The organism is Bacillus sp. AFS023182, assembly GCF_002560575.1.
GTDB classification, from domain to species: Bacteria; Bacillota; Bacilli; order Bacillales; family Bacillaceae_G; genus Bacillus_A; species Bacillus_A arachidis.
In genome coordinates this window covers 44,216-68,522 of the sequence record NZ_NTRO01000077.1, presented here as the reverse complement: position 1 = coordinate 68,522, position 24,307 = coordinate 44,216, and the positions used below count along the sequence as shown (strand labels likewise).

The following is a 24,307-nucleotide window of genomic DNA, read 5'->3' as shown; positions in this document are numbered from 1 at the left end:
TAATGGGGTTCACTTTAAAATCCAGGGCTTCTTTCATTTGTTCTTCGATCTTTCAGTGCGAAGAACAGCGTCATTCGTTGGAGTATTAGGTACAAAGTTACCGTGGCTGTCGATGCTGTGTGCTTCTTTATCGTATTGCCCGTTGGCAGTACGCTTTTTTGTTGTAAACGGGTTTTGATTGTGTCCCATGATTGTCACCTCCAATAAACGTAGTATGCGCCAACCAGTAAGTGTTTTTTCAAAAAGAAAGTTTACAAAAAGTGGTAAAGTAGTTGTTGATATCAACGAATCATATTGTATTAAATCAGTCCTTTTGTACAAAATAGGTACGAATGTTCATAAGAGGGAGGATCAATGATGACGAATCGAAATGATAATCGAAAACGCAAAAACAAATATCCGAATAACCTAAAAAACGATACTGAATTCTCAAAAGATGTGAATGTTAGAAGTGAAGTAACGAAAAAAGATTTAAATAAATAATGTTTTAATTGAGAGTAATCATATTAAATTATTCTTAAACATAGAGTAGAGTAAACGAAAAGATGTNNNNACATCTTTTCGTTTACTCTAAATAGCTTTTTTATTCTTTACATGGCTGTTACTCTGAATTTCATTTACCGTATTTTACAATAAGAATAAATTATAACAATACAATAATTACAAGTAATTCTAATGCAAAAAGAAAATGTATGAAAAAATTGTAGAATGGAACTATATTTCATAAAGGATTTCTAAAACATTATTGAGCAGAAAAAAGAATGGGGAATTTTATTATGAAACTAACACCAGAACAACGTATTCAATTGCATGGATTTAATAACCTAACAAAATCATTAAGTTTTAACATGTATGATATTTGCTATACAAAAACAAAAGAAGAACGAGAAGCTTATATAGAATACATAGATGAACAGTATAATGCAGACAGATTAACTAAAATTTTGGAAAATGTCTCAGACATTATAGGAGCACATGTACTGAATATCGCTAAACAGGACTATGTACCACAAGGAGCAAGCGTAACTATATTAGTATCAGAAGGACCAGTGGTAGAAGTACCTACGGAATCATTCACTGAATCTCCTGGACCTCTTCCTGATTCAGTTGTTATGCAGTTAGATAAAAGTCATATCACAGTTCATACGTATCCTGAATATCATCCAGATGAGGGGATCAGCACTTTTAGAGCAGATATTGATGTGGCTACATGCGGTGAAATATCCCCCCTTAAAGCATTAAATTATCTTATTCACTCATTTGATACTGATATTATGACCATTGATTACCGCGTTAGAGGATTTACAAGAGATATAACAGGTAACAAGTTATTTATTGACCACGAAATAAGTTCCATCCAAAATTATATTCCAAATAACGTGAAAAGTCTCTATGACATGATTGATGTCAATGTATATCAAGAGCATATCTTTCACACAAAATGTAAACTGAAAGAATTTGACCTAAACAACTATCTATTTGGCTATACACAAGAGAAGTTACCAGTAAAAGAACGAGAGGAAATTACAAAAAAATTAAAAACAGAAATGGATGAAATATTTTACGGAAAAAACATGAATCATGGATCAATTGAAGAGGATTTGGATGATAACTCGTTTCAGAGGACTACAAATAATTCATAAGCGTATTTAACAATTCATTAGAGAAATACCAATGGAAAAAGCCCTGCTAGTATATGAAACATAGCCAAGGCTTTTTCTTAACTTTTGAAAGGGAGAATGAATTATAAAAAGGGTTTAAAGCCATATCAAATAAGCGTTATTTTCCAGAATATACTTTGGGGCAATCAATGCTCTTTGGTTTGTAGAAACAATGTTCTTTGTATTGCCCAGCTAATGTTTGATCCCACCAAACAGGAGGACAATTTCCTACGGGATTAAAAAACCAAAGAGAATTGGTTGCGGGATGTCCTCTCCAGTACTCTAGGCATTTCCTTGCCAGTTCTTTGTCAGTTTCTCTTGCACGTTGATAAAAATATCCTTTTGTTACAGCTTCGAATGAATAATTTCCACCTTGCTGTTGGTACACCATTTGTTGAATATTTGTAATTCCTTTAAAATCTAGACAATCACACATGACTCTGTTCACACCGACATTTCCAACATCCAACATACCTTGTTGTCCTTCTCCTTCAGCCTCTGCTCTCATTAGACGAGCTAATAAGTCCACATCACTATCTGTATATGCAATTCTCATTTCTGTCCCTCCCTTCTCTTTACAAATATATGTAAAGAGGATAAAAAACACGAATTAAAAAAATGAATTGCATTCCCATAGATAATTTTCTACAAGTAATTTTTATAAAGAATGGGTCTCCATATAATAAAATATGCTTTTATTATCCTGGTAATAGCAATTAAAAAAACTATCAATGTACAGAGTCCGAAGTATTGGAGGTACTCCAATAAGTAATTTCATGCACCGTATTTATAAGAAAAATAAAAAACAAAACAGTTGCTAAATATAGAAAATTTACATAGGCCAGAGTGAGAACTAACGTTCATAATTCAAAGATACAAATGAAAGGAGAAAAGTGTTGAATAAAAGACGTTATGACATTGAACAAGAAAAATAAGTGATAGCTGAAAAAGTAACCGAACTATTTTCTTATGCAAAGACTTCTGTTAAAGATATTACGAAGTCCTCTGGTTATAGAAAAGGACATATTTATTACCATTATCAAAATAAAGTTACAATTAGAAGGGTCTTAATATAAAGGAAGGAAGTGCAAAACTATGGATTTCGAAAAAGTTATGCAGGAGCTGGAAGCCCTCGGTAAGGAACGAACGAAAAAAATGTACATATCCAATGGTGCGCAAGAGCCGCTTTTTGGGGTAGCTACAGGTGCTATGAAACCAATCGCAAAGAAATTAAAAATGAATCAACGTTTAGCTGAAGAGCTTTATTCCACAGGTAACTACGATGCAATGTACTTTGCGGGCATTATTGCAAACCCAAAAGCTATGAGTGAGTCGGATTTTGATCGTTGGATGGATGGGGCGTATTTTTATATGCTGTCTGATTTTGTGGTGGCAGTAACTTTATCAGAGTCAGATTTTGCACAAGACGTTGCTGATAAATGGATTGCAAGCGGTGACGAACTGAGAATGTCAGCGGGCTGGAGTTGCTACTGCTGGCTTTTAGGGAATCGCTTAGACAATGAATTTTCCGAAAGTAAGATTTCTAATATGCTTGAAATTGTGAAAAATACGATTCATGATTCGCCAGAACGAACGAAATCCGCTATGAATAATTTTCTATACACCGTGGGGATTTCATATTTGCCGTTACATGAAAAAGCAGTCGAGACCACAAAGGAAATAGGTACAGTAGAAGTAAAACGGGACAAGAAAAAAAGCAGTTTCCTAAATGCTTACGAAAGTATTCATAAAGAAATTGATAGAGGGAGGCTTGGTTTCAAACGTAAATATGTAAGATGTTAAAAATTAGCTTAGTATTGGGGTGTTAATCCAAGAAGGATTGACACTCTTTTTTATGATTTCGAGTGCGCTATTTTATTTCTATAGCGCATATTTTCTCTTTTAGTCTAAATCCAACTAAACAATTCGTCTCAAATCCAAAGTCAATATACTTCTTATTTTTAACGTATACGTATTTTAGATGCTACTATTTTTCAAGTTCCTAATCATTTTACCCCCATTTTTCGTTTTTAAATTCCCAAGTATTTCATAAAAATAAATGAATTGTTAAAGTAATCGAAACTTGTATTAAAAATAGTAGAAATATTCTAGCTTAATATGAATTTTATTGTTGAAATTCTGAATATTAAAATGTAATATAGAAAAGCGTGTGTAATAATGTACGAATTAAAAAATGAATTTACAATAGATGTTTGTGTAAGTGATAAGGGGGAAAATGAGAAAGACTATACATATGGAATTTTAAAGTTTATCAACATCAAAAATATGAAAATAAACTTACTAGAGTCTAAAGTAAAGAAAACAACATACAGGTATACTGTAAAAGTCATATGGAGGTTTCAGGAATGGGAAATGAAAGTAGGTTTCAAGAAAAACAACAAACCCGTCGACAGCGCGGTGTTGTTAATATTGGATTAAGTTTGGTATTACTGACAGTCAGCATGGTATCTTATCAGTTATTTTTTACTGATCAAACAAAAGGAAAAGAGCGTCTAGAAGAAAAGAAGGTAGATCAATTAGCATCTAAAGAAGCGAAAAAAAGTAAATTAGAGGAACAAAACGCAAAACAATCAGAAGAAGACGCATCAAAAGAACAATTAAACAAAGAAGTTGAAAAACAAACATTAGCAGAGCAACAAAATCAAGTGAAAGAAACCTCAAAATTACCGGAAAAAGAAAAGCAGCTTAATGAAAATCAAGTGAAAAAACAAGAAGAACAAAAGAATACAAACATGGAAAAGCAGAAGGTGAATGAAGAGGGAACAACTAAAAACCAAACTGAACAAAATAATCAATGGCAGCCAGTTGGTACAGAACAAGGAACAAAACCTGCCATGCAATTTAAAGAGGGAACGACAGATTGGAATGAGATGAAAAAGGCAATTTCCTCCGCTGTTGATGTTCCTGAATCACAAATCATTTATGATTTTATCGGAAATAATGGAACGAATAAAGCATATGGTAATGTGCGAGATAAGCAAAGCAATAAAAAATATAAAGTATACATTGATTGGGTTGAAAATAAGGGATGGAAGCCCGTATCTGTACAGGCTATAAAATAGTTATACCGACAAATGATCTATCAAAATTTAGTATATAAGACAAAGACTCTCCGATTGGAGAGTCTTTTACATGAGTTCCTATTTTTAATATGTTTGCTATTTGTTGATATAGTTATCTTTTCGTTTATCGAATACAAACAGACTAAGTTCTTTAGCATCATTAGCTAACTGAATTAATCGTTCAAACTGTAATCCTATTTTCTTTAATAGCTTAGCTGAAGCGTGATTCTCTTGAGTAGTAATCCCCACAATACGATTTAGCCCCAATTTATCTTTTCCATATGCCATCACCGCAGAAGCTGCTTCATAGGCATATCCTTTGGCCCAATACTTGGGAAGAAAGGCGAAGCCAATATCTACATCTTCCAGTGAATCTCTTTTTACTAGACCACAAATTCCAATTGGAACATGATCCTCCTTTCGTTCTACTAAAAAAAGACAGAAACCATATTGCTCATACATACGAACCGTTCCATTCAAAATATAAGCTTTTGCATCTTCTATCGTTCTCACACCGCGATCACCTATAAATTGTAACCAAGAAGGGTCATTCAAAAGCTCAAGGATAAATGATGCATCGTCGGTTGTTTGTAGGCGAAGGATAAGACGTTCTGTTTCAAGGATATTCAAAGAGAATACACCATCCTTTCAGTATTATATTCTATCTAGATATCATAATCGTATTGTAACTTAAAACTCAAGTATATTTCTTCGTGAGGTACACATTATATGTTAATCGTTATACAAACGCTTTTTCTGTACGCCACTTGTTACAGTAATAAGTAGAAGATATTATTTTTGAAAGAAATATATCAAATTAATCAAATAAGTTATAAAATCCCCACATTATTTGATTAGTAAATATTGAAATGGTGATACTAATAAACATTGAACACTTATGATAAGGAATGATACCATGATCTTTATTTACACTGATTTTGGCGGAACGCATACAACCTCACTTGCGGCAGCATATCATTTAAACAAATTACCAACCGATCGAAGACTGACCAAAGAAGAAATTTTAAATGTGGATTATTTCAATAAACTCAAAACTTCTGATATGGGAAAAATAATTTTTCATGGGCGAGACGAGAAAGGGAACCCAGTTTACACAATAGGGCACGGAACATCAAAGTTAGTTGTTCCAGCTATGAAGAATTTAGGAGAAATTCTTCAACATCAATATCAAAACAACGAAAAAATCATTTTTTCAAATACATCTCCAACAGTGCCACTTCCTATGACGTTTGGAGGCTTGTTTTCAAGAAGGTTCCATATTGATTTTATTGGTGTTCCATTACTTGTATGGGGAGCAAAGTTGTGTTGTGACAATATACAACGACTTGTAAGTTATACAAAAGAAGCTGGGAGAATGACAAATGATTCTGTCGTTATTTTAGAAAATGAAGTCTTTAAATAAAAAATGCAGGATATATTGCAATCCTGCATTTTTTCTATATTAATTCAACTTTTTTTCGAATAACAATCTTATCAATGTCCTCTTCTTCATCACCAATATATAAGCCACGTTCTTTTAAATATGTTTCAAAATATAAATCCGCTTCTGCACGTTCATCATAAGGTTTTATAGATAAAACAAAGCCTAATTTATTTTGTTCCTCTAAATGAGAAGTAGAGATATAAGCAGGGGTATTATGACGTAAAAATAGCTCCTTAACAGGAATAATCATATCCTTCATTAATTTTGATAGCATACTCATTTCAAAATCAAAGTTAAAGCGGTCAATGCTAGATAAATCAGCAAATACAACCCCAATAAAGCCTGTATTAAATACCTCTTGAAATTCAGCATCTTGAGAATCGTAAAAATTCTTTTCAATTAAGTAATTTTTAAAATAAGCAACACCATCAGCTTGTTCAAAAGGTTTTGTGGAAAGAACAAAACCGATTTTCTTTTGTTTATGTAAATACACACAAGATATATATGCAGAAATATTATGTTCTTTAAATAGAGAGCTTGTTGCTCCTGCAAGACCATCTAACACATGATGGACAATTTGAAGTTTCTTTCGGGCAAAGTAATAGGATTTTTTTTGTAGTTCCAATGTATCAATAAACACAGAACCGATAAAGCCTGTATTTGAGATAGTCGGTGTATGCTTTTTTCTTCCTCTGCGCTTGTTTTGAGCCATTGTAAAAATCATCCCTTCAAGTACGATTGAAATAAAAGAGAACATTTGTTCGCATATCTATATTTTACTATTTAATCACTACAAAGTAAAGGGATTTTTATCAAAAAACAATAAAAAAGACACCTTTTAAAAGGTGTCTTTAACGTAAGTGGGAAGAGGATTCAACCCATATTATTTGTAATTTATATTATGAAACAGAAACAAGCTCTTCTGCATCGTCTACATCTAAATGACAATCCATTGTACGTACATCTTGATCTTCATGACTTCCGAAATAAATAGTAATTTTCATATGTATCGCTCCTTTATTCTAGGAATACCTAAAATAATTACTAGTAATGTTACTGCCTATTATATACCACTTTTTTCATTTCGACAATCTTATCCAGTTTATATTTTCGTTTTGTAAATATTTAGAATTTTTGTTACGATACATATAATTAAACGTAAGGAGGAATTCGCATGTTAAAAAATTTAAAACGAATCTCAAATGAAGGAAGAGGAGTGAATAGCATTTAAGCTAACTTAGCACTCCTATTTCCGCAAAGAATATAAATATCGGAAAGTAGGAGAAAGTTTGAAAAAATATACGCTGGCAAATCATAATATTTCTATTTTATTTTGGGTTCATTTTTTTGGAACAATTAGTTTTTTACAAGCAGTTATGACGTTGTTTTATGTTGAAAGAGGACTCACTCCTTCCAATATTCTCATTGTATTAATGTGCTGGAGTGGAGCGGTTTTAATTGGAGAAGTACCGGCAGGCGTTTTTGCAGATCGCTTCGGCTTAAAACTCTCGTTTATAACAGGCGCTTGCATCAAAATTATAAGTATCTCTATTTTGTTCTTTGCTGATAATATATGGTTATTTTGTTTATATAGCTTGTTGAATGGTTTATCAGTCACTTTCTTCTCAGGTGCTGACGAAGCCTTAATATATGAATCGTTAAAAGAAACGAATGAACAACATCTTATGGATAAAGCGATGGGAAAAATTCAATCGGCTAGCTTTATTTCAATGATGATTGCTGTTATTTTTGGATCTTATTTTGCGAAAGATTTAAAGGAAGAGCAATTTCTTATTTTAATTACACTCGGGCTTTTTTTTCATTTCGTAGAATTATTTTTAATTTTATTTATAAAAAATCCAGCAGCGGGATTTGAATATATTGAGTCACCGTATTCACAAGTAGTCGAAGGAATACAAGTGATTCGAAAAGCACCTCAATTACTCATCATGTTCTTGAATATATCACTTGTATTTATTTCAGCGAGTGCGGTTTTTGATAACTACGATCAACTACTTTTGAAAAATGCAGGAGTTCCTGTATTTGCAATTGGTATATTATATGCAGTCGCTGCAATAGGCGGATATTTTGCATCCATTTCAATAGGATGGTTAACCAAAAAATTCTCTCGTATATTTTTATTAAATCTTTCAGGTGCATTAGCTGTCTGTGGATTACTATTAGCAGCGTGCTTTGGAAATACGTTATGGGTCGTTTTAGGAGCATTTATTATATTACGATTTGTAAGAGCAATAAGATACCCGATTTATTCACAACTGAGTAATGATATAATTCCATCACATGTACGTGCAACCACAATTTCATTGTTATCAGTGCTCGATTCAGTGCTGGATTTAATTATTTTTGGTACGCTATCTTTACTTGCTGTATATGGGTTACCTGTTATGTTTATTGGATGTGCTATCATTGCACTAATAGGTACTTGCTTACCGATTAAAGGTGTAAAGGAAGTACCTAAAAAATATTGAATTGTAACTCATAGTAAATAGACCATGCTTTAGGATAGATTCAATCCTGAAAGCATGGTCTATTTTTTATAAAAATATTGACTATGCAATTACCCGTTATACAGACTGCATAACTTTGTTACAAAACCTTAATAACAAATTTAAGCCTACTTAAATTTTAACGTGTAATATAGATAAATAGAGTAAAAGACTAGGAGTTAAAATATTACTATGAAAAAACCACTTATCACTACAATTATTTTCCTTTGGATAGGAATAAGCATCGTCATTCTACAGCAAACAAAAGAAAAGAATTACATAAAAGCTAAGAACCAATCAGATAATGTAATAACGATTGCTCATAGAGGGGCATCCGCATATGCTCCAGAACATACAATACCAGCTTACAAATTAGGTCAACAATTTAAAAGCGATTATATAGAAATAGATCTTCAAATGACAAAAGATGGGCACTTAATTGCCATGCATGATGATACATTAAATCGAACAACAAATGGATCAGGACTTGTTAAAGATCATACATTGGAAGAAATAAAAAGACTTGATGCTAGTAGTTTCTTTAACAAAAAACATCCCAATCTAGTAAAAGAAGAATTTCAGGATGTAAAAGTACCAACACTTGCAGAAATTATTGAAACGTTTGGACATGATGCTCGATATTATATCGAAACAAAATCACCAGAAGACTATCCTGGAATGGAAGAAAAACTATTAGAAATACTGAATCAATACAAATTAACTGATCCAAGTATTGTAAAGGAAAAAATAATCATCCAATCATTTAGTAAAGAAAGTTTAAAAAGAGTTCATAGTCTAAATTCAAGCATTCCTCTAGTGCAATTATTAACACATAAGGAAGCAACGAGATTAACTAATGAAGACTTTAAGGAGTACAAAACGTATTGTTTGGGCTTGGGCATGAATTATACATCTATGAATGCTACCTATGTTAAAAAAATACAAAAACACGGCTTAGAAATTCACCCATTTACAGTGGATAAAGAGGAAGATATGAAAAAATTGATTGAATGGGGTGTAAACGGCATGTTCACGAATTATCCGGATCGTTTGCAGCACATAAAAAGCTAAAATAAAACATCTTATATTATGATTTGGATGTTTTATTGATCAATATTCATTAGTAATAAAATAGATTAACTACGCTACTAAGACATATTATAATAAATAGTGGGCTAAAGCCTCTTATTCATCTCTTATAAGGAGAGTGTTTAGCATGATTATAAAGTTCAATCGTTTCCGTTAATTTCAGGTACATTTCTATTCGTTCATTTTTCTAAAGTGAATTTTGGGCTGTTTTGATGTACTTTTTTCCAAATAACCAAATTCGAATGAAATGAGGAATGAATTATGAAAGAAAAGATAAATAAAATTAATGGAATTGATATATGCACAGAGAGTTTTGGAGATCCTAATCATCCAGCTACTTTATTGATTATGGGAGCAATGTGTTCAATGGTTTACTGGGATGAAGAGTTTTGCCAAAGATTAGCGGATACAGGGCGATACGTTATTCGATACGATCATCGAGATGTTGGACGTTCCGTTGTCTACGAGCCAGGGAGTTCTCAGTATACTGTAGTAGACATGGCGGATGATGCTGTTGGAGTACTGGATACATACCATATTAATCAAGCGCATATTGTTGGAATGTCCTTGGGAGGTATGATTGCTCAAGTTATCGCAGTAAGACATCCTCAAAGAGTTCTAACAATGACTTTGATTGCATCAAGTATTTATGGGTCTGATGAAAATAATCGAAATTTACCTCCAATGGATGAAAAAATTCTTGCTAATCATGCGAATGGAAGTAAATTGGACTGGACAGATAACGAATCTGTAGTGAATTATTTGGTTAGAGGATCAGCATTACTCTGTGGACCAAAGCATAAATTTGATGAACAAAGAGTTACAAAGCAGGTAACAAAAGAAATAAAAAGAGCAAACAATCTACTCAGTATGTTTAATCATGCACTGCTTAAAGGTGATGATTACTATGAGGGGAAATTAAAAGAAATACATATACCTACTTTGGTTATTCACGGTACCGAAGACACGGCGCTTCCGTATGAACATGGCTTAGCTCTAGCTAATGAAATTCCTAATGCATCGTTACTACCACTAGAGGGAACGGGGCATGAAATTCACTTTGATGATTGGGGTAATATAATTAACGCTATTTCGAAACATACTTCAAGAGTGTAAGTGTAGGAAATTACACAGCTAAAATAGACGATTTAAGGATTTTTCTAATCCGTAGATCGTCTATTTTATTTTAATAATTAATTGACAATGATACAGAAATAGATTTAACATGACGAGTCTAAAGTAAAAAAGAACCCAGTAAAATCTGGATTCTTTTTCTTTGAACTAAAATGATTGCGTCATAATATAAATCATTGAATCTAATTATCGAAGCAGAATATTTACTGCATGATTAATGGTGCTTTTATTATTTTCCAAGAGAGATAGAACTTTTTACTTGTTTGTATGTTTTTTGTATTTTTTTACAACCATTATTGCAAGTGGGGTACCAATCAATGTAGGTAAAAACCAAAACGATAGTTTAGGAAGTAAATTTAATATTGGAATATAGCTCCCGATGTTCACTAAAAGGGCCGTTACAGCACCTATATATGAACCTAGCATACCTCTAATATGATGATGAATCCAATTTTTCCAACGTCTTTTTCTTGCAAGATAACCATAAATAGCAAATGAATAAGAAAAAAGTGCGACATAAAACAAATAAGCAATCTCATTCCAATGTAAAATAGATAATATAATTGCAGTGATGAAAACTACAACGTAAGATGCATGGTAAACTTCACCCCATTCTGTATGAGTTCCTTTTCTCTTTTTTGCAGACATTGCAACCGCCCCTGAAATTAAACATATGGTCCCAAATAGAATATGAATGATTAAAAGGATGTGAAAGATATCCAATAAACTTCCTCCTTTGCTACTTTAATATTTTTGGTTTGTTAACGAAGAGATGAAATACATCTTTGGTTCAATTTAATATATTGAAATAAAGGTGCTTCTAGAACATTCTCTATCTTTAATATTTTTCATCATATTTTATTAGCTAATTTAGAATATATATTGTAATTTTAAGTAACTACCTCATGTTTGAGGAGATATTACAGTTCTGAAAAAAAGAGAAAACAGAACCTGCTTTTGCAAAAGTTCTAGGTCTTATTAAGGAGGAACAGACTAATGGCTGAAAAAACAAGAGTAATAGAAATTATGCCTTATAATCCTGAATGGAAAATGGAATTTAAGAAAATCAAAATGATGATTGAAAGTTATATTGGAGATTTGACTTTAAGAATTGAACATGTAGGGAGCACTTCTATTGAAGGATTAGCAGCGAAACCGATTATTGATATTGATGTCGTTATAGATAGTTACGATATTTTGCCTGATATTATAAAACGATTAGAAAAAGAAGGTTATCAATATCAAGGAGATCTAGGTGTTGAAGGTCGTGAAGCTTTTCAACGGAATAAAGAAGATCATTTTATGAAATACCATCTCTATGTTTGTCCAAAGGACGGGAAAGGTTATTTAGAGCATATCGCTTTACGTGATTATTTATCGTCGAATAAAGCTGCACGTAAAGAATATGAGGAATTGAAATACAAACTAGCTGAAAATTATCGGAAAGATATTGATCGTTATTGTAAGGCGAAAACAGATTTTATAAAAGGAGTTTTGGAGAAAACTCTTTATAAAAACTAGAAAGGAATAAAAATACGAATTGCTACCTGTAATATTTAGAACAAGCAAATAGGCTATTTGTGGAGAGATAAATTAATGCAAATATTCTTGCCTTATAAGAAATTAGAACCATAATGAATGAATAAAAAAATATAAATCCCTATTGGTTGTGTTAACCATCAGTGGGGAACTAAACACCCCGCCAATAGGAGTTTCACTTTATTTCAATAAAAGGATTAATAAATTTATAAAAAAGCCTGTTTCTTAAAGGAACAGGCTTTTTTACTATGAGTTTATCAACTCTCGAACAATTTCGCTTAATTGATAGATTCCTTTTGTTAGATCTTCCACAGATGCATAGGCATACGAAAGTCGAATATGCTGATCAGACTCTTCTCCATAAATACGCCCTAGGTTAAGAAGTATCCCGCTAGATAACGCTTTTGAGTATAGTTTTTTCATTGGAATTTTCGGTTTTATTTTTAACCATATAAAAAAACCACCACTAGGAACATTCCATTCGGCAATATTTTTGCAATACATATCCAATGCTTGAATCATTAGGGTTCTTCGTATCTTTAGTTGCGCTCTCACAAATTCTACATGCTCTTGATACAAACCGCTAGAAAGCCACTTTTCAGCAACTCTTTGTGATAAAGAACTAGAACCATAGTCTGTTTGCATTTTTATATCTGATAATCGTTCAATTACAGGTTCAGGGCCGATAATCCATCCGATTCTTAAACCTGGACTTAGTGTCTTTGATAAACTACCGATATGTAATACATGTCCGTGTTTATCCATTGCCTTTAACGGGAGAGGAGGTGGCTCATCAATCCATAATTCACGGTAAATATCATCTTCAATAACAGGAAGTTGTTCTTTCTCACATACTTTTATAAGTTCTTTTCGCCGAGTTTTTGACATTAAAGTTCCTGTGGGATTATGAAAGCTAGGAATAGAATATAAAACAGTTTTTTCACCATTGTATTTATTCAGTCTAGATAACTCACTTGGTATAACCCCTTGGCAATCCAAGGATACTCCTGATAAATGCATTCCTGCTGATTGGAATACATGAAGCGAATAGAGATAAGATGGTTGTTCAAGTAGAACTGGAGATCCCTTATGTAGCAGACCAACAGCTATCAACTGTAATGCTTGTAAAGCTCCAGAGACGATTAATATGGAAGATGGTGAGACATGAATACCAAATGAACTTACATAATTACTGATGGCTTCACGTAAAGGAAGAAACCCCTTTGGTTCTTCATATCCGAAAGCAGTGAGGTTTTTACAAACTTCTTGCATGACTAATTGCATTGTTTCTAATGGGAAAATATTAGAAGCAAGTTCGCCTTTACTAAGGTGAATGAATTGTTTATTTGATTCTACTGTATTAATTTCTTGAACCATTTCTTTGCTCGGTTTATGCAAACCCGCTTTCACATACTCATTCCAATTAGGCGGTGGATCAGTAGCTAATAGGGTCCATGTATTATTGACCACAATTGTACCCATACCCATTTTCCCTTGGATTAAACCATCTGCAGTTAGCTCCTCTAATGCTGTAATAACCGTACTTCGATTTACATCAAATATCTGTGCCAATTTTCGTTGACTTGGGATTTTACTACCTATCGGCCATTCGCCATTTGTAATCTTTACTTTCATATACTCCATAATCTGTTGGTACTTAGGGGATTGTTTATTCGACTTTGGATTATATGTATTCATAAAAAGCCCCCTTTTTTCTACTAATGAACCGTAAAGTGGTTGGTTTTTTTATTAAAGAACTGGTTGAAGACATTTTATCAACGATTGAATATTATGAAAAGAAATAATTGGAAAAGGAAAAGTGGCTGGCTTTTTCTATATGAAAGGAAGAGATGGTATGAAATATAGTGAATGGAATTTCCGTGTTTTATTCTCACACTGTATTACGATTGTTCTTTGGGGTTCTGCATTTCCTGGAATTCGCGTTGGGCTTGAAGCATATACGCCGGAACATCTTACGTTATTACGTTTATTAATAGCCTCATTTGCTTTAGTTATTTTAGCGGTCATACGTAGAATGCGTCTACCAGAATTAAAAGACATACCGGTAATATTCATTCTAGGCGGTTTAGGTTTTACCGTTTATCACATCACCTTAAATTATGGAGAGAAAAGTGTGAGCGCAGGGCCTGCAAGTTTGATTGTATCAGTTACCCCTATCATAACTGCAGTACTTGCTCTTATATTTTTCCGTAAAAAATTTAAATTATGGGGATGGATAGGAGGAGCAGTTAGTTTTATAGGAGTAGCACTCATATCAATTAGTACTGGAGATGAACTCGGATTCAACACTGGCATACTACTTATACTTATTGCTGCAATTTCAGAAAGTTTATTCTTTGTTTTTCAAAAACCATTCCTCAAAAAATATGGAAGTTTACCGTTTACTGTATATACGATATGGGCAGGGACTGTATTAATGCTAATCTTTTTACCAGGGCTTGGCTCTGAAATAGTAAAAGCTCCTATAGAAGTTACTCTTAGCGCTGTGTATTTAGGTCTTTTTCCAACGGTACTTCCGTATATAGCTTTGGCTTATATAACTTCTCATGCTGGAGCCTCTGAAGCAACGAGCTCACTTTATTTAACACCAGCGTTTGCTTGCTTTATTAGTTGGATATGGTTAGGAGAGGTTCCTACTATGTTATCAATACTTGGTGGTGTCATAACAATATTTGGCGTTGTACTTGCACATATAAAAAACGAAAAAGATCACTACATACGAATTGAAAGAACAAACGATGTAAATAAATCACATTCGATGTTTTAAAATCTATATGAGAAAAAGGAGATTAATGGAATGAAACGAATATAAAAGAAGAATTAAAATTAAAGAAGTTTTTTTCTTACCAATTATTTGTGTTGTTTCAATTCATATAAGGATTTTTCAATAATTTCATAATCCATTATTCCAAAGGAGTTTGATATGGTAAACCTACAATTGAAAGTCGTGACAAGAGAAAATTGGGAAGACGCACTAAAATTACAAGTATCCAAGGAACAAAATCAATTTGTACCGTCTGTAGCTGTATCACTTGCAAAAGTATATATAAAACCAGATGGTGACAACGTAGAATATATACCATTTGCTATATACGATGATGATGTTATGGTTGGGTTTATTATGCATGCCTTCGATAGAAACACAGTGGACATGTATTGGATTAATGGGTTTTTGATTGATGGAAAATATCAAGGAAAGGGATACGGAAAATCTGCTTTTATAGAGATGATTAAATGGGTTACCAATCACTTCTCCCAGTGCAAGGAAATTCGTCTAACTGTTCACAAAGAGAACACTCGAGCAAAAAGGTTATATGAAAGCCTTGGTTTTGTAGACCTTGGTTATGTTTATGATGGAGAGCAAGTATATCGATTGCTTGTTTAACTTTAATTAAAAAAGGTGTGAAACAAAGAATGCAATTTAACGAAGTAAAAATCGAAATATTTATTCCAGAAGAATTTATTGAAGACTTACGAGATGCATTAAATAAAGTCCAGGCTTGTAAAGTGGGGAATTATGATAACTGCATGTCTTATAGCTCAGTTAAAGGGTACTGGAGACCGCTAACTAACTCAGAACCTTATAATGGAGAAATTGGTCAAATATGCGAAGGACAAGAATGTAAGGTGGAAATACGGTGCAAACGAGAAATAGTAAAAGATGCACTTGCGGTTATTCATCGCATTCATCCCTACGAAACACCTATGATTTATATTATTCCACTACTAAATGAGTATTTTGGATAAATGTAATATTCTTTATGAACATAAATACTATAAAGTAGTTACTGCATAAAGAGGGGGAAGCTAATTGAAAACAAAATTTCATTATATTGTAAGAGGAATCATTATAAAAGATAACAAACTTTTAATAGCAAACTACAAAGGGCATCACTCTTTTCTACCAGGTGGTCATGTTGAGTTAGGAGAATCTGCAGAATGCGCATTAATTCGCGAACTGAAAGAAGAAATAGGTATAGATTGTGAAATTAAGCGCTTTTTAGGAGTGATTGAAAACCAGTGGCAAGATAGTGAAATACTTCATTATGAAATTAATCATGTTTTCGAAGTTGATAGTAACGAATTACATAGTGATATAGCACCAATTTCTAAAGAGTCTCACCTGGATTTTAGTTGGATTATTCCTAATAATAAAAATCTAATTGCATATAAAATAATGCCCGACCCCTCTGTTCAAAGATTAATAGAAAAGGTGCAAAAAGAGGAATTATCAAGTTGTTGGCTTAGCAATTTATAAACTAACATGTAAGAGTACTACGTTGTAAAAAAAACATGATATAAGTACCCTTTCTCGAAAGACTAATATACTCTTAGTTCATCTTTTTAAAAATTTAATATCTGTGTTTTTTTATGACTAAAAGATATCACGCAAAAAACTACCACGCTTAAGCTATAGAACTAGAAAATGATGACATAAAGCTAAATGTTATTGTTTAAATTCATATTTCATAATTTCCATTTATAAAAATGAGCCCATAGTAAAAACAACCTAAAAATAGGCATATGAACAAGGTGCATCATCTAGTGATAGGTCATATTTTGTTGGTGTACGTATTGAGCTTAGTTTATAGCGCTATTTCTACTTAGATTTAACGAACAGAAATCTAAGAAAGCATCGATGGGGTTTTAATTTATAAACGGAGGTCATGAAAATGAATGAGTTTCAACAAGAACTACAAGCGTTAAGTCTTAATGATTATCAGTCTGGAAATGTTATGTATTGGGACCAGCAAAACCAATATCCACATTACTATATTGAAGATGATGCTCGTCGCTGTGGCGGTTGTGGTCGTTGCGGTGGTTGCGGTGGCCGTTGCGGTGGATTTCGTTGTGGTGGATTCCGGTGTGTTGGTTGCTTCGGTTGTTTTGGTTGCGGTGGTTGCGGTGGTTGCGGTGGTTGTGGTGGTTGTGGTGGTTGCTCTAATTGTTTTGACGGTTTTAATGGTGTTACCTGGTGGGTCATTTAAATTCGTGACATAAATAAAGATATTTTTGAAAGAAAAGTGTATATACAAGAACTGTAGAGACACTTTTCTTTCATTTTGTGAATTTAACAAATAAAAGAGCATCTTCTATGTTCATCGAAATTAATATTTGACATAGCATTTCATATAGAGATGAATGGTACATTGGATACATATCAAAAAATAGTTTCATGGGTAGAAGAAATAAAGGTACGGAATAAGAGATTCGTCTAACTATACACAAAAAGAACACTCGGGCAAAAAGATTATATGAAAGCTATCGTTTTGTAAATCTTGGTCATGTTTATGATAGGGAAGAAGTATATCGTTTACTTGTTTAACTTTAATTAAGAAAATGGATAAAGAGGAGAAACCTAATCGAAAACAAAATTTCATCATATTGTAAGAGAAATCATTATTAAAGATAACAAACTTTTAATAGCAAATTATAAAAGGCATCATTCTTTTCTACCAGGTGGTCATGTAGAATTAGGAAAACCTGCAGAATGCGCATTAATTCGTGAACTGAAAGAAGAGATAGGGATCGATTGTGAAATTAAGCGCTTTTTAGGAGTGATTGAAAACGATTGGCAAGATAGTGAGACTCTTCATTATGAAATTAATCATGTTTTCGAGGTTTATAGTAAAGACTTACATAGTGATATAGCGCCGATTTCGAAAGAGTCTCACTTGGCTTTTCATTGGATCATCCTTAGTAATGAAGTAATGAAAATTTCATTACATATAAAATAATGCCCGAACCCTCTGTTCAAAGATTAATAGAAAAGATGCAGAAAGATAATGTATCAAATTGTTGGATTAGCAACTTATAAAATGTTGATAAAGGGTATGGGTGCTTAAATGTAAATATTACTGTATAAGTACCCAACTTATTCTTTCCACCTCGATTGTAACCCCCCATATCATATTGCGAGATTCCCCCATTAAATTTACAAATGAGAAATTCATGTAAAATTATATTCATTTAAGCTATTTAAAAATAGGCAACCGAACAAGGTACATCACCCAGTAAAAACTCATATTTTGTTGTTGTACGTATTGAAATTAGTTTATAGTTTCTATATTTATCACTGCTTATTACAGAGATTAAACAAGCAAAAAAATATAGAAAAGCACCAATGAATTATGTTAGATGGAAGATTAATTTTATAAACGGAGGTCATAAAAATGAATGAGTTTCAACAAGAACTGCACTCATTGAATTTAAATGATTATCAGTCTGGAAATGTTGTGTACTGGGATAATCAAAACCAATATCCATACTATTATGCACAAGAAGATGCTCGTCGCTGCGGCGGATGCGGACGTTGTGGCGGATGTGGTGGACGTTGCTTCGGATGCGGCGGTTGTGGCGGCTGCTTTGGCTGCTTTAGCTGCTGGAGCTGGTGGTTCATTTAACTTTGTAGCATAAATAAAGTTATTATATGAAAGAAGAGTGTATGTACATGTTCAAATTGTAGAGACACTTTTCTTTCATTTTGTAGAGTAAATAATTTAAAGGGCATCTTCTATTTTTGTCGAATTTAATATCTGATATAGCATTTTATTTAGAGGTGAATGATACATTGAATACATTTCAAAAATTAGTTTCATGGGTAGAAGAAATAAAATAAAAGAACAGAATCATAGTACTGCAGCAGCACTTTTTATTATGAAAGATAATGAAGTGGTGCTTGAACATTATAGTGGAAAACATTCTAATACTGAAAACAGTGCACCAATAACAGCTTCTTCACAATTTAATGTCGCTTCGGCTAGAAAGAGCTACTTAGGTCTAGCAGTCGCTTACGCCCTGTATGAAGGGAAAATAAAGAATCTCGATGATTACGCAGCTGATTATTTTAAAGACTATGATAAAGATTTACTTGGTAAAACAACATTAAGACATTTAGTAACCCATTCACACGGTTTAAATGAACAAGTAGACGGAACCATTTATCGAGAATTTGAACCTGGAAAAGGATGGGCATATAGAGACATTAATGTACGTATGATGACGCACCTTATTAATCAGCTATATAATACAAGTTTTCCAACGCTATTAAAGAAACGTATCTTTATACCTGGAGGTTTCAAAGAAACAGGATGGCGAAAAAAGCATCATGAGAATTTGGTAAAGGTAATAGTAAATCCTCATGAAGAAGCGATATGCAGTACTGGAATATTAGATGATGGAACAGAAAAGAATCTATTCGTTTCTGCTAGAGAATTCGCCTATTGGGGAAATTTACATCTAAATGAAGGGTATTTAAACGGAAAACAAATTGTACCGAAAGAGGTCATTAAAATTGCAACAAGTCTTCAAAGCCCAAAATATGAAAACATGGACCTACCACAAAATGGATGTTTTTGGTTCGTTCAAAACACACCGGCTTTACAAAGTGAACTTGGAGAAAGAGTGCCTAAAGGCTCGTATCAAATATTAGGCATTACAGGACCCACCATTTTAGTTATTCCCGAATATAATGTTGTCGTTGCCAAAATGTATAATAAAAGATATAACTATGGGGGAGACAATTATCTGTATTATTTACGAGAATTTAGCAATTTAGTCGCTGATACATTCTCGAAATCATCTTTTACATACCAGTAAAAATATTTAAATTAGGGTATAACTACTTTTATAAAGAAAAGGAGTGAGCCCTTATGAAAAAACAAACCAATAGAACTACAAAACAAAATAGCAAAGACACAAGCATAGAGCAAAATGCTATATATAGCGATCCAAAAGATGCAGCAAATATGCAAACTGTTCCACAACCAAAAGATTATGAGGAAATCGAATATTAATTTTTATTTTTATAAGACTTTTTTATGAAAGAAAAATACATCTTAGGCCCTATAAAAATAAGGGCATCATTTGGTACTATATGTATATAAGCATTTGAAAATGTCTTATCTTAACACAGCTTTTTTACAATAAATCCGTATATAATCTAATCAACAAAAAGGCGCTTCTTACTGAAGTGCCTTTTTGTTGATTTTATACAATCACTCTAATTTAATTTCCAGTTTTTAAATTCGTATCTCGTCTTTTAACACGGATATACTAAATTGTGATAAATCATGTCATGATAAGAAAGGGACAGTTCGCATGAAACAAGCATCTATAAACCCATGGCTTATTGTCCTAGGCACAATCATCGTGCAAATTGGGCTGGGAACTATTTATACATGGAGTTTGTTTAATCAACCTTTAGTAAGTAAATTTGGCTGGGAACTTCATACTGTGGCGATAACTTTTTCAATTACCAGCTTTTCTTTATCGTTTTCAACTTTGTTTGCAGGTAAATTACAACAAAAAATGGGACTTCGTAAACTTATTGCAACTGCAGGAATTATTCTTGGTTTTGGATTAATTCTTAGCTCACAAGTCTCTTCATTAGCGTTACTTTATTTACTAGCTGGTGTCGTCGTAGGGTATGCAGATGGAACAGCTTATATCACATCATTATCAAATTTAATTAAATGGTTTCCAAATCGTAAAGGCTTAATTTCTGGTATTTCAGTCTCAGCATATGGAATGGGAAGCTTAATTTTTAAATACGTGAATGGAAAGCTAATTGATACAGTTGGTGTATCGGAAGCTTTTTTATATTGGGGCATAATCGTTTTGATTGTAATACTCGTGGGATCTTTCTTCTTACGTGAGGCTCCTACAAATGAAACAGTATCTGAAACTGTAAGTAGTGATTATTCACCGAAAGAAATGTTACGTACAAAACAAGCTTATTTATTATTTTTTATGTTATTTACATCGTGCATGAGCGGTCTATATTTAATCGGTATGGTAAAAGATATCGGAGTTCAACTCGTAGGACTGAGTGCAGCAACCGCAGCGAATGCCGTTGCAATGATTGCAATCTTTAATACTGCAGGCCGTATTATTCTCGGGACATTGTCGGATAAAATAGGTCGATTAAAAATTGTATCCGCAACTTTTGTCGTAATCGGTTTGTCTGTGTTCACACTCAGTTTTATGAATTTAAACTACGCTATTTATTTTACTTGTGTTGCAAGTGTTGCATTTTGTTTCGGAGGTAATATCACCATATTTCCGGCAATTGTGGGGGATTTCTTCGGTCTAAAAAATCATAGTACAAATTATGGAATCGTATATCAAGGTTTTGGCTTTGGAGCACTCGCGGGGGCATTTATCGGCGCTTTGTTAGGTGGGTTTCAGCCTACTTTTATTACAATCGGTATACTGTGTATTATATCCTTTGTTATTGCTATTTTAATTCGACCACCAAATAAAGAGAAAAAGAAAGAAAAACAAAAGCTATATCAAAAAATAGCTTAAGAAAAGAGCCCTAAATGAATACTAGGGCTCTTTTGAAAAGGAATTAAATTTTTTAATTTCCAGTTATTTTACAAACGATGTAGTTCACACCAAATAATAATAAAAATGATAGAAATAAAATAAGAGTTAGTAAACAACCTCCGATATCTCCATCAAAGTTTGCATCTGCATTTAAAAAATTCCAGTTCTTAACTTTACTGATAATATGCGCTAGAATATAGGACAACACAAAGCAAATTATAAAAGCCAAAGCAAGGTACACTGTAAATTCTCGATGCGATATTGAATCCACTATGTAAAAACCAAATCCCACAAATGTACCTAAAAGTCCTAAAATGAATAACATTTTTAAAAAAATTTTTATATTAACCCAACATTGACTTAAGAATTGCCCATACGCTCTCCGATTATGTCGTTTCTTTTTATGAGGTTTCATTTCATCCATCCACAATCATTTTTCCTACTATTTCTTTAAATAAAAACAAATGACATCCTTAATATTCCATATGATAATATTTAAAATTTATTAACAAGGGGATACAACACCTTATATAGAACTGTATATTAGAAATTTACTAAGGAGGTTCTTATGAAAAAAGTTACTGTAACATACGTACTACTTTTTGATGAGTTTCAAGAAAAAGTATTGATGGTTAAAAATACAGGCACAAATGGTTCTTATTTTACTTTACCAGGTGGTGCAGTCGAGTTTGGTGAAACGTTAGAAGAAGCAGCAATTCGTGAAGTAAAAGAAGAAACAGGATTAGATATAGAGGTAGATGGGATTTTTTCAATAAGTGAAGCATTTTTTGAGGAAAAAGGGCACCATGCTATTTTTATTAACTTTGTAGGGAAAATCACAGGTGGAGCAATACACATATCAAGGCCCGAAGAAATCGAGGAAATTAAATGGATGGAGTTACAAACCGCTGAAACATATTTACGACTTCCCGAACATGTGAAAGGTCTGTTACAACGAAAAGTAACTGTACCATATATTTTTAATGGGACAATCATTCACAAATAATACAACTAATATTTTAAGGTGAAACAAATATAAGGGGAAAGATACTTGATAACTAAGAATATCCCATGAAAAGAAATTAAAATAATTGATTCAATACATGGATGAAAAAGGTTTATTAAAAAACAAATCGTTACCATTTAAATTATTATGCACAGAAATAATAAGGGCTTAGGAGAAATAACTATGCGAATATATAACGAAATACTTTCAAACGAAAAACTTGAGGAACTTATACTGAATGAAAGTGGAGAAATACTAGAAAATTTGAATAACAAAGAAATGTTTATTAGTAGTTTCATTGATAATTTTAAAAAAGAATACGGAAATTCGGAATGTAATTACGTCGAGCTATTTGATATTGACAGTCCAGACTATATTAAACTTGAATTAATAGATAACAAAATGTTTGTTACTGCTTCTTTGTTTGCAGGACTATCTATATGGTTGGATAAAAAAGCGTTAGGAAAAGTAACAGCTACTATAGAGGGCGTTTATTCGTTCATAATGCTTGATAAAGACGGCAACATTATTACCTTAGATGAAACGTTACATTTACATAAGAGTTCTTTTGCTATTACAAATTTTAAAGTAGAAAAACTACAAAGCATCGATCAATATTTTGATGACTATACCATTATATAAGTAATAGCTGCTTTACATTATTAGATAATAACGAATATCAAAATACAAACAAATAATACGTAAAAACAAAGAAAAAAGGGGATTATACCGAGCTACTAAAGCGAGTAATTAATGGAGATTGGAAGTCAAATCAAAAAGGTTTTGTTGCTTATACTCCTGAAAATTTTAAAGCCAGTTCTAAAGTCATAGAAAAATTTTCTCATTCCGAAAATAATAAAGATGTGTTTGTACTCGCATTGTATGTTGGTACTGAGGGAGGCTATTGCGGTATATCAATAAATACAGAACATGCATACCGAAAGATAGTTGATAAATGGTATTCTGATGAATCAGAAGAAGAGCTTAATAGCTTAAATGGTGTTCGGTACCATGATTCATCATTTCCGTTTACCTTTTTCAATGAATTAATCACTCCACAATTAGAAGAAATCACAAACGCATACTATTGTATAAATACGGAGCATCCAATACTTGATGTCGAAAGAAAGATAGCATTTCATAAATCGTTTTTTGAAGAGCAGCTAGTTTTAATAGGAATCAATGTAATGAATAGACTTAAAAATACATTTTCGTTGTTGGATACAACAGAAGATTTCTTTGCCTATGTAACTCTACATGATGTTGGTGCTGAAGTTTACGAATTGTTAATTAAAAAAACGGTTCCTTACTCATTGTTCAACAAGCTATTTACAGAAAATAAATAGGACTAACATAAAAATAAAAAAGTCCTTCGAATGGTAATTATTTAAAGAAGGCGATTAAATTAATAGATCATCAATTATTTCCATGATACTTAGTGATTATTATTATGGGGTAGGGGAGATGATACCTTGCTTTCTATCTAAAATACT

General features: G+C 32.7%; 26 protein-coding genes and 4 pseudogenes. 24 read left to right on the top strand and 6 right to left on the bottom strand.

From position 1 onward, the window contains the following. Window positions 1-354 precede the first annotated feature (354 nt). Together CN288_RS29890 and speD are read left to right on the top strand one after the other, a co-directional pair. Entirely contained in the window at window positions 355-483 is a 129-nt protein-coding gene (locus CN288_RS29890; RefSeq protein ID WP_255260056.1) for a hypothetical protein, read from the top strand. Window positions 484-776: 293 nt separating this feature from the next. Beyond that, a complete protein-coding gene (gene speD / locus CN288_RS25030; protein WP_026590927.1) occupies window positions 777-1,643 on the top strand; it encodes an adenosylmethionine decarboxylase in 867 nt (288 codons plus the stop codon). A gap of 136 nt (window positions 1,644-1,779) precedes the next feature. On the opposite strand, the gene CN288_RS25025 is transcribed toward speD, so the two are convergent. Next, window positions 1,780-2,217: a cell wall hydrolase gene (locus CN288_RS25025; RefSeq protein WP_026590926.1), complete on the bottom strand. Its 438-nt coding sequence runs from the start codon at window positions 2,215-2,217 to the stop codon at window positions 1,780-1,782. Between the two features lie 379 nt (window positions 2,218-2,596). Here CN288_RS25025 and CN288_RS25020 point away from each other — a divergent pair. The 4 genes and pseudogenes from CN288_RS25020 to CN288_RS25010 all read left to right on the top strand — a co-directional run. Next, window positions 2,597-2,710 (top strand): annotated as a pseudogene (locus tag CN288_RS25020) (TetR/AcrR family transcriptional regulator); the annotation flags it as partial. Between the two features lie 46 nt (window positions 2,711-2,756). Next, the gene (locus CN288_RS25015) at window positions 2,757-3,464 is read left to right on the top strand and encodes a DNA alkylation repair protein (protein ID WP_026590925.1); all 708 of its coding nucleotides are present in this window, start codon (window positions 2,757-2,759) and stop codon (window positions 3,462-3,464) included. 63 nt (window positions 3,465-3,527) lie between these two features. Beyond that, window positions 3,528-3,686 (top strand): annotated as a pseudogene (locus tag CN288_RS29885) (IS4 family transposase); the annotation flags it as partial. 341 nt (window positions 3,687-4,027) lie between these two features. After that, on the top strand, window positions 4,028-4,744 hold the full coding sequence (locus tag CN288_RS25010) for a YrrS family protein (protein ID WP_026590924.1): 717 nt from the start codon (window positions 4,028-4,030) through the stop codon (window positions 4,742-4,744). Between the two features lie 96 nt (window positions 4,745-4,840). On the opposite strand, the gene CN288_RS25005 is transcribed toward CN288_RS25010, so the two are convergent. Beyond that, window positions 4,841-5,374, bottom strand: a complete 534-nt coding sequence (locus CN288_RS25005; protein ID WP_098303353.1) for a GNAT family N-acetyltransferase — start codon at window positions 5,372-5,374, stop codon at window positions 4,841-4,843. Between the two features lie 286 nt (window positions 5,375-5,660). On the opposite strand from CN288_RS25005, the gene CN288_RS25000 reads away from it, so the two are divergent. Further along, window positions 5,661-6,167 carry a DUF3189 family protein gene (locus CN288_RS25000; protein WP_026590922.1) on the top strand — a complete coding sequence of 169 codons (507 nt, stop codon included), beginning with the start codon at window positions 5,661-5,663 and terminating at the stop codon, window positions 6,165-6,167. 34 nt (window positions 6,168-6,201) lie between these two features. Here the strand turns inward: CN288_RS25000 and CN288_RS24995 are convergent, their stop codons facing one another. Then, window positions 6,202-6,912: a hypothetical protein gene (locus CN288_RS24995; RefSeq protein WP_170833640.1), complete on the bottom strand. Its 711-nt coding sequence runs from the start codon at window positions 6,910-6,912 to the stop codon at window positions 6,202-6,204. A gap of 565 nt (window positions 6,913-7,477) precedes the next feature. On the opposite strand from CN288_RS24995, the gene CN288_RS24985 reads away from it, so the two are divergent. The 3 genes from CN288_RS24985 (at window position 7,478) to CN288_RS24975 (ending at window position 10,900) form a co-directional block, all read left to right on the top strand. After that, the gene (locus CN288_RS24985; protein WP_098303352.1) at window positions 7,478-8,677 is read left to right on the top strand and encodes an MFS transporter; all 1,200 of its coding nucleotides are present in this window, start codon (window positions 7,478-7,480) and stop codon (window positions 8,675-8,677) included. A 210-nt stretch (window positions 8,678-8,887) separates the two neighbouring features. After that, on the top strand, window positions 8,888-9,766 hold the full coding sequence (locus CN288_RS24980) for a glycerophosphodiester phosphodiesterase (protein WP_098303351.1): 879 nt from the start codon (window positions 8,888-8,890) through the stop codon (window positions 9,764-9,766). Between the two features lie 279 nt (window positions 9,767-10,045). Next, a complete protein-coding gene (locus CN288_RS24975; RefSeq protein ID WP_026590918.1) occupies window positions 10,046-10,900 on the top strand; it encodes an alpha/beta fold hydrolase in 855 nt (284 codons plus the stop codon). A 273-nt stretch (window positions 10,901-11,173) separates the two neighbouring features. Here CN288_RS24975 and CN288_RS24970 read toward each other — a convergent pair whose 3' ends face one another. After that, on the bottom strand, window positions 11,174-11,641 hold the full coding sequence (locus CN288_RS24970; protein WP_026590917.1) for a DUF2306 domain-containing protein: 468 nt from the start codon (window positions 11,639-11,641) through the stop codon (window positions 11,174-11,176). A gap of 273 nt (window positions 11,642-11,914) precedes the next feature. Between CN288_RS24970 and CN288_RS24965 the strand changes: the two genes are divergently transcribed. Further along, window positions 11,915-12,439: a GrpB family protein gene (locus tag CN288_RS24965; RefSeq protein WP_098303350.1), complete on the top strand. Its 525-nt coding sequence runs from the start codon at window positions 11,915-11,917 to the stop codon at window positions 12,437-12,439. A gap of 264 nt (window positions 12,440-12,703) precedes the next feature. Here CN288_RS24965 and CN288_RS24960 read toward each other — a convergent pair whose 3' ends face one another. Continuing rightward, the gene (locus CN288_RS24960; RefSeq protein WP_026590915.1) at window positions 12,704-14,155 is read right to left on the bottom strand and encodes an aminotransferase-like domain-containing protein; all 1,452 of its coding nucleotides are present in this window, start codon (window positions 14,153-14,155) and stop codon (window positions 12,704-12,706) included. A 157-nt stretch (window positions 14,156-14,312) separates the two neighbouring features. Here CN288_RS24960 and CN288_RS24955 point away from each other — a divergent pair, with 157 nt between their 5' ends. The 10 genes and pseudogenes from CN288_RS24955 to CN288_RS24905 all read left to right on the top strand — a co-directional run bounded on the left by CN288_RS24955 (window position 14,313) and on the right by CN288_RS24905 (window position 21,787). Next, window positions 14,313-15,245, top strand: coding sequence for a DMT family transporter (locus CN288_RS24955; RefSeq protein WP_098303355.1), 933 nt, complete (start codon window positions 14,313-14,315; stop codon window positions 15,243-15,245). Window positions 15,246-15,401: 156 nt separating this feature from the next. Further along, a complete protein-coding gene (locus tag CN288_RS24950) occupies window positions 15,402-15,863 on the top strand; it encodes a GNAT family N-acetyltransferase (RefSeq protein ID WP_026590913.1) in 462 nt (153 codons plus the stop codon). 29 nt (window positions 15,864-15,892) lie between these two features. Beyond that, window positions 15,893-16,225 carry a divalent cation tolerance protein CutA gene (gene cutA, locus CN288_RS24945; protein ID WP_026590912.1) on the top strand — a complete coding sequence of 111 codons (333 nt, stop codon included), beginning with the start codon at window positions 15,893-15,895 and terminating at the stop codon, window positions 16,223-16,225. A 64-nt stretch (window positions 16,226-16,289) separates the two neighbouring features. Further along, window positions 16,290-16,736, top strand: coding sequence for an NUDIX domain-containing protein (locus tag CN288_RS24940; RefSeq protein WP_026590911.1), 447 nt, complete (start codon window positions 16,290-16,292; stop codon window positions 16,734-16,736). Between the two features lie 415 nt (window positions 16,737-17,151). After that, the gene (locus CN288_RS24935) at window positions 17,152-17,466 is read left to right on the top strand and encodes a heterocycloanthracin/sonorensin family bacteriocin (RefSeq protein ID WP_141528006.1); all 315 of its coding nucleotides are present in this window, start codon (window positions 17,152-17,154) and stop codon (window positions 17,464-17,466) included. Window positions 17,467-17,877: 411 nt separating this feature from the next. Further along, a pseudogene (locus CN288_RS24925) lies at window positions 17,878-18,296 on the top strand (NUDIX domain-containing protein). A 355-nt stretch (window positions 18,297-18,651) separates the two neighbouring features. Continuing rightward, on the top strand, window positions 18,652-18,882 hold the full coding sequence (locus CN288_RS24920) for a heterocycloanthracin/sonorensin family bacteriocin (protein ID WP_090689519.1): 231 nt from the start codon (window positions 18,652-18,654) through the stop codon (window positions 18,880-18,882). 167 nt (window positions 18,883-19,049) lie between these two features. Then, window positions 19,050-20,077: pseudogene (locus tag CN288_RS24915) on the top strand (serine hydrolase domain-containing protein). Window positions 20,078-20,130: 53 nt separating this feature from the next. After that, complete coding sequence (locus CN288_RS29070) at window positions 20,131-20,274, top strand: hypothetical protein (RefSeq protein WP_098303348.1); 144 nt, start codon at window positions 20,131-20,133, stop codon at window positions 20,272-20,274. 304 nt (window positions 20,275-20,578) lie between these two features. Next, entirely contained in the window at window positions 20,579-21,787 is a 1,209-nt protein-coding gene (locus tag CN288_RS24905) for an L-lactate MFS transporter (protein ID WP_026590907.1), read from the top strand. A 52-nt stretch (window positions 21,788-21,839) separates the two neighbouring features. Here CN288_RS24905 and CN288_RS24900 read toward each other — a convergent pair whose 3' ends face one another. After that, window positions 21,840-22,223 carry a permease gene (locus CN288_RS24900; protein ID WP_255260055.1) on the bottom strand — a complete coding sequence of 128 codons (384 nt, stop codon included), beginning with the start codon at window positions 22,221-22,223 and terminating at the stop codon, window positions 21,840-21,842. Window positions 22,224-22,376: 153 nt separating this feature from the next. Between CN288_RS24900 and CN288_RS24895 the strand changes: the two genes are divergently transcribed. The 3 genes from CN288_RS24895 (at window position 22,377) to CN288_RS24885 (ending at window position 24,160) form a co-directional block, all read left to right on the top strand. After that, window positions 22,377-22,814, top strand: coding sequence for an NUDIX hydrolase (locus CN288_RS24895; RefSeq protein WP_026590906.1), 438 nt, complete (start codon window positions 22,377-22,379; stop codon window positions 22,812-22,814). A 183-nt stretch (window positions 22,815-22,997) separates the two neighbouring features. Then, window positions 22,998-23,456 (top strand): hypothetical protein, encoded by a 459-nt coding sequence (locus tag CN288_RS24890; protein WP_026590905.1) that lies wholly within the window; start codon window positions 22,998-23,000, stop codon window positions 23,454-23,456. Window positions 23,457-23,677: 221 nt separating this feature from the next. Beyond that, window positions 23,678-24,160, top strand: coding sequence for a hypothetical protein (locus tag CN288_RS24885; protein ID WP_231503909.1), 483 nt, complete (start codon window positions 23,678-23,680; stop codon window positions 24,158-24,160). Window positions 24,161-24,307 lie beyond the last annotated feature (147 nt).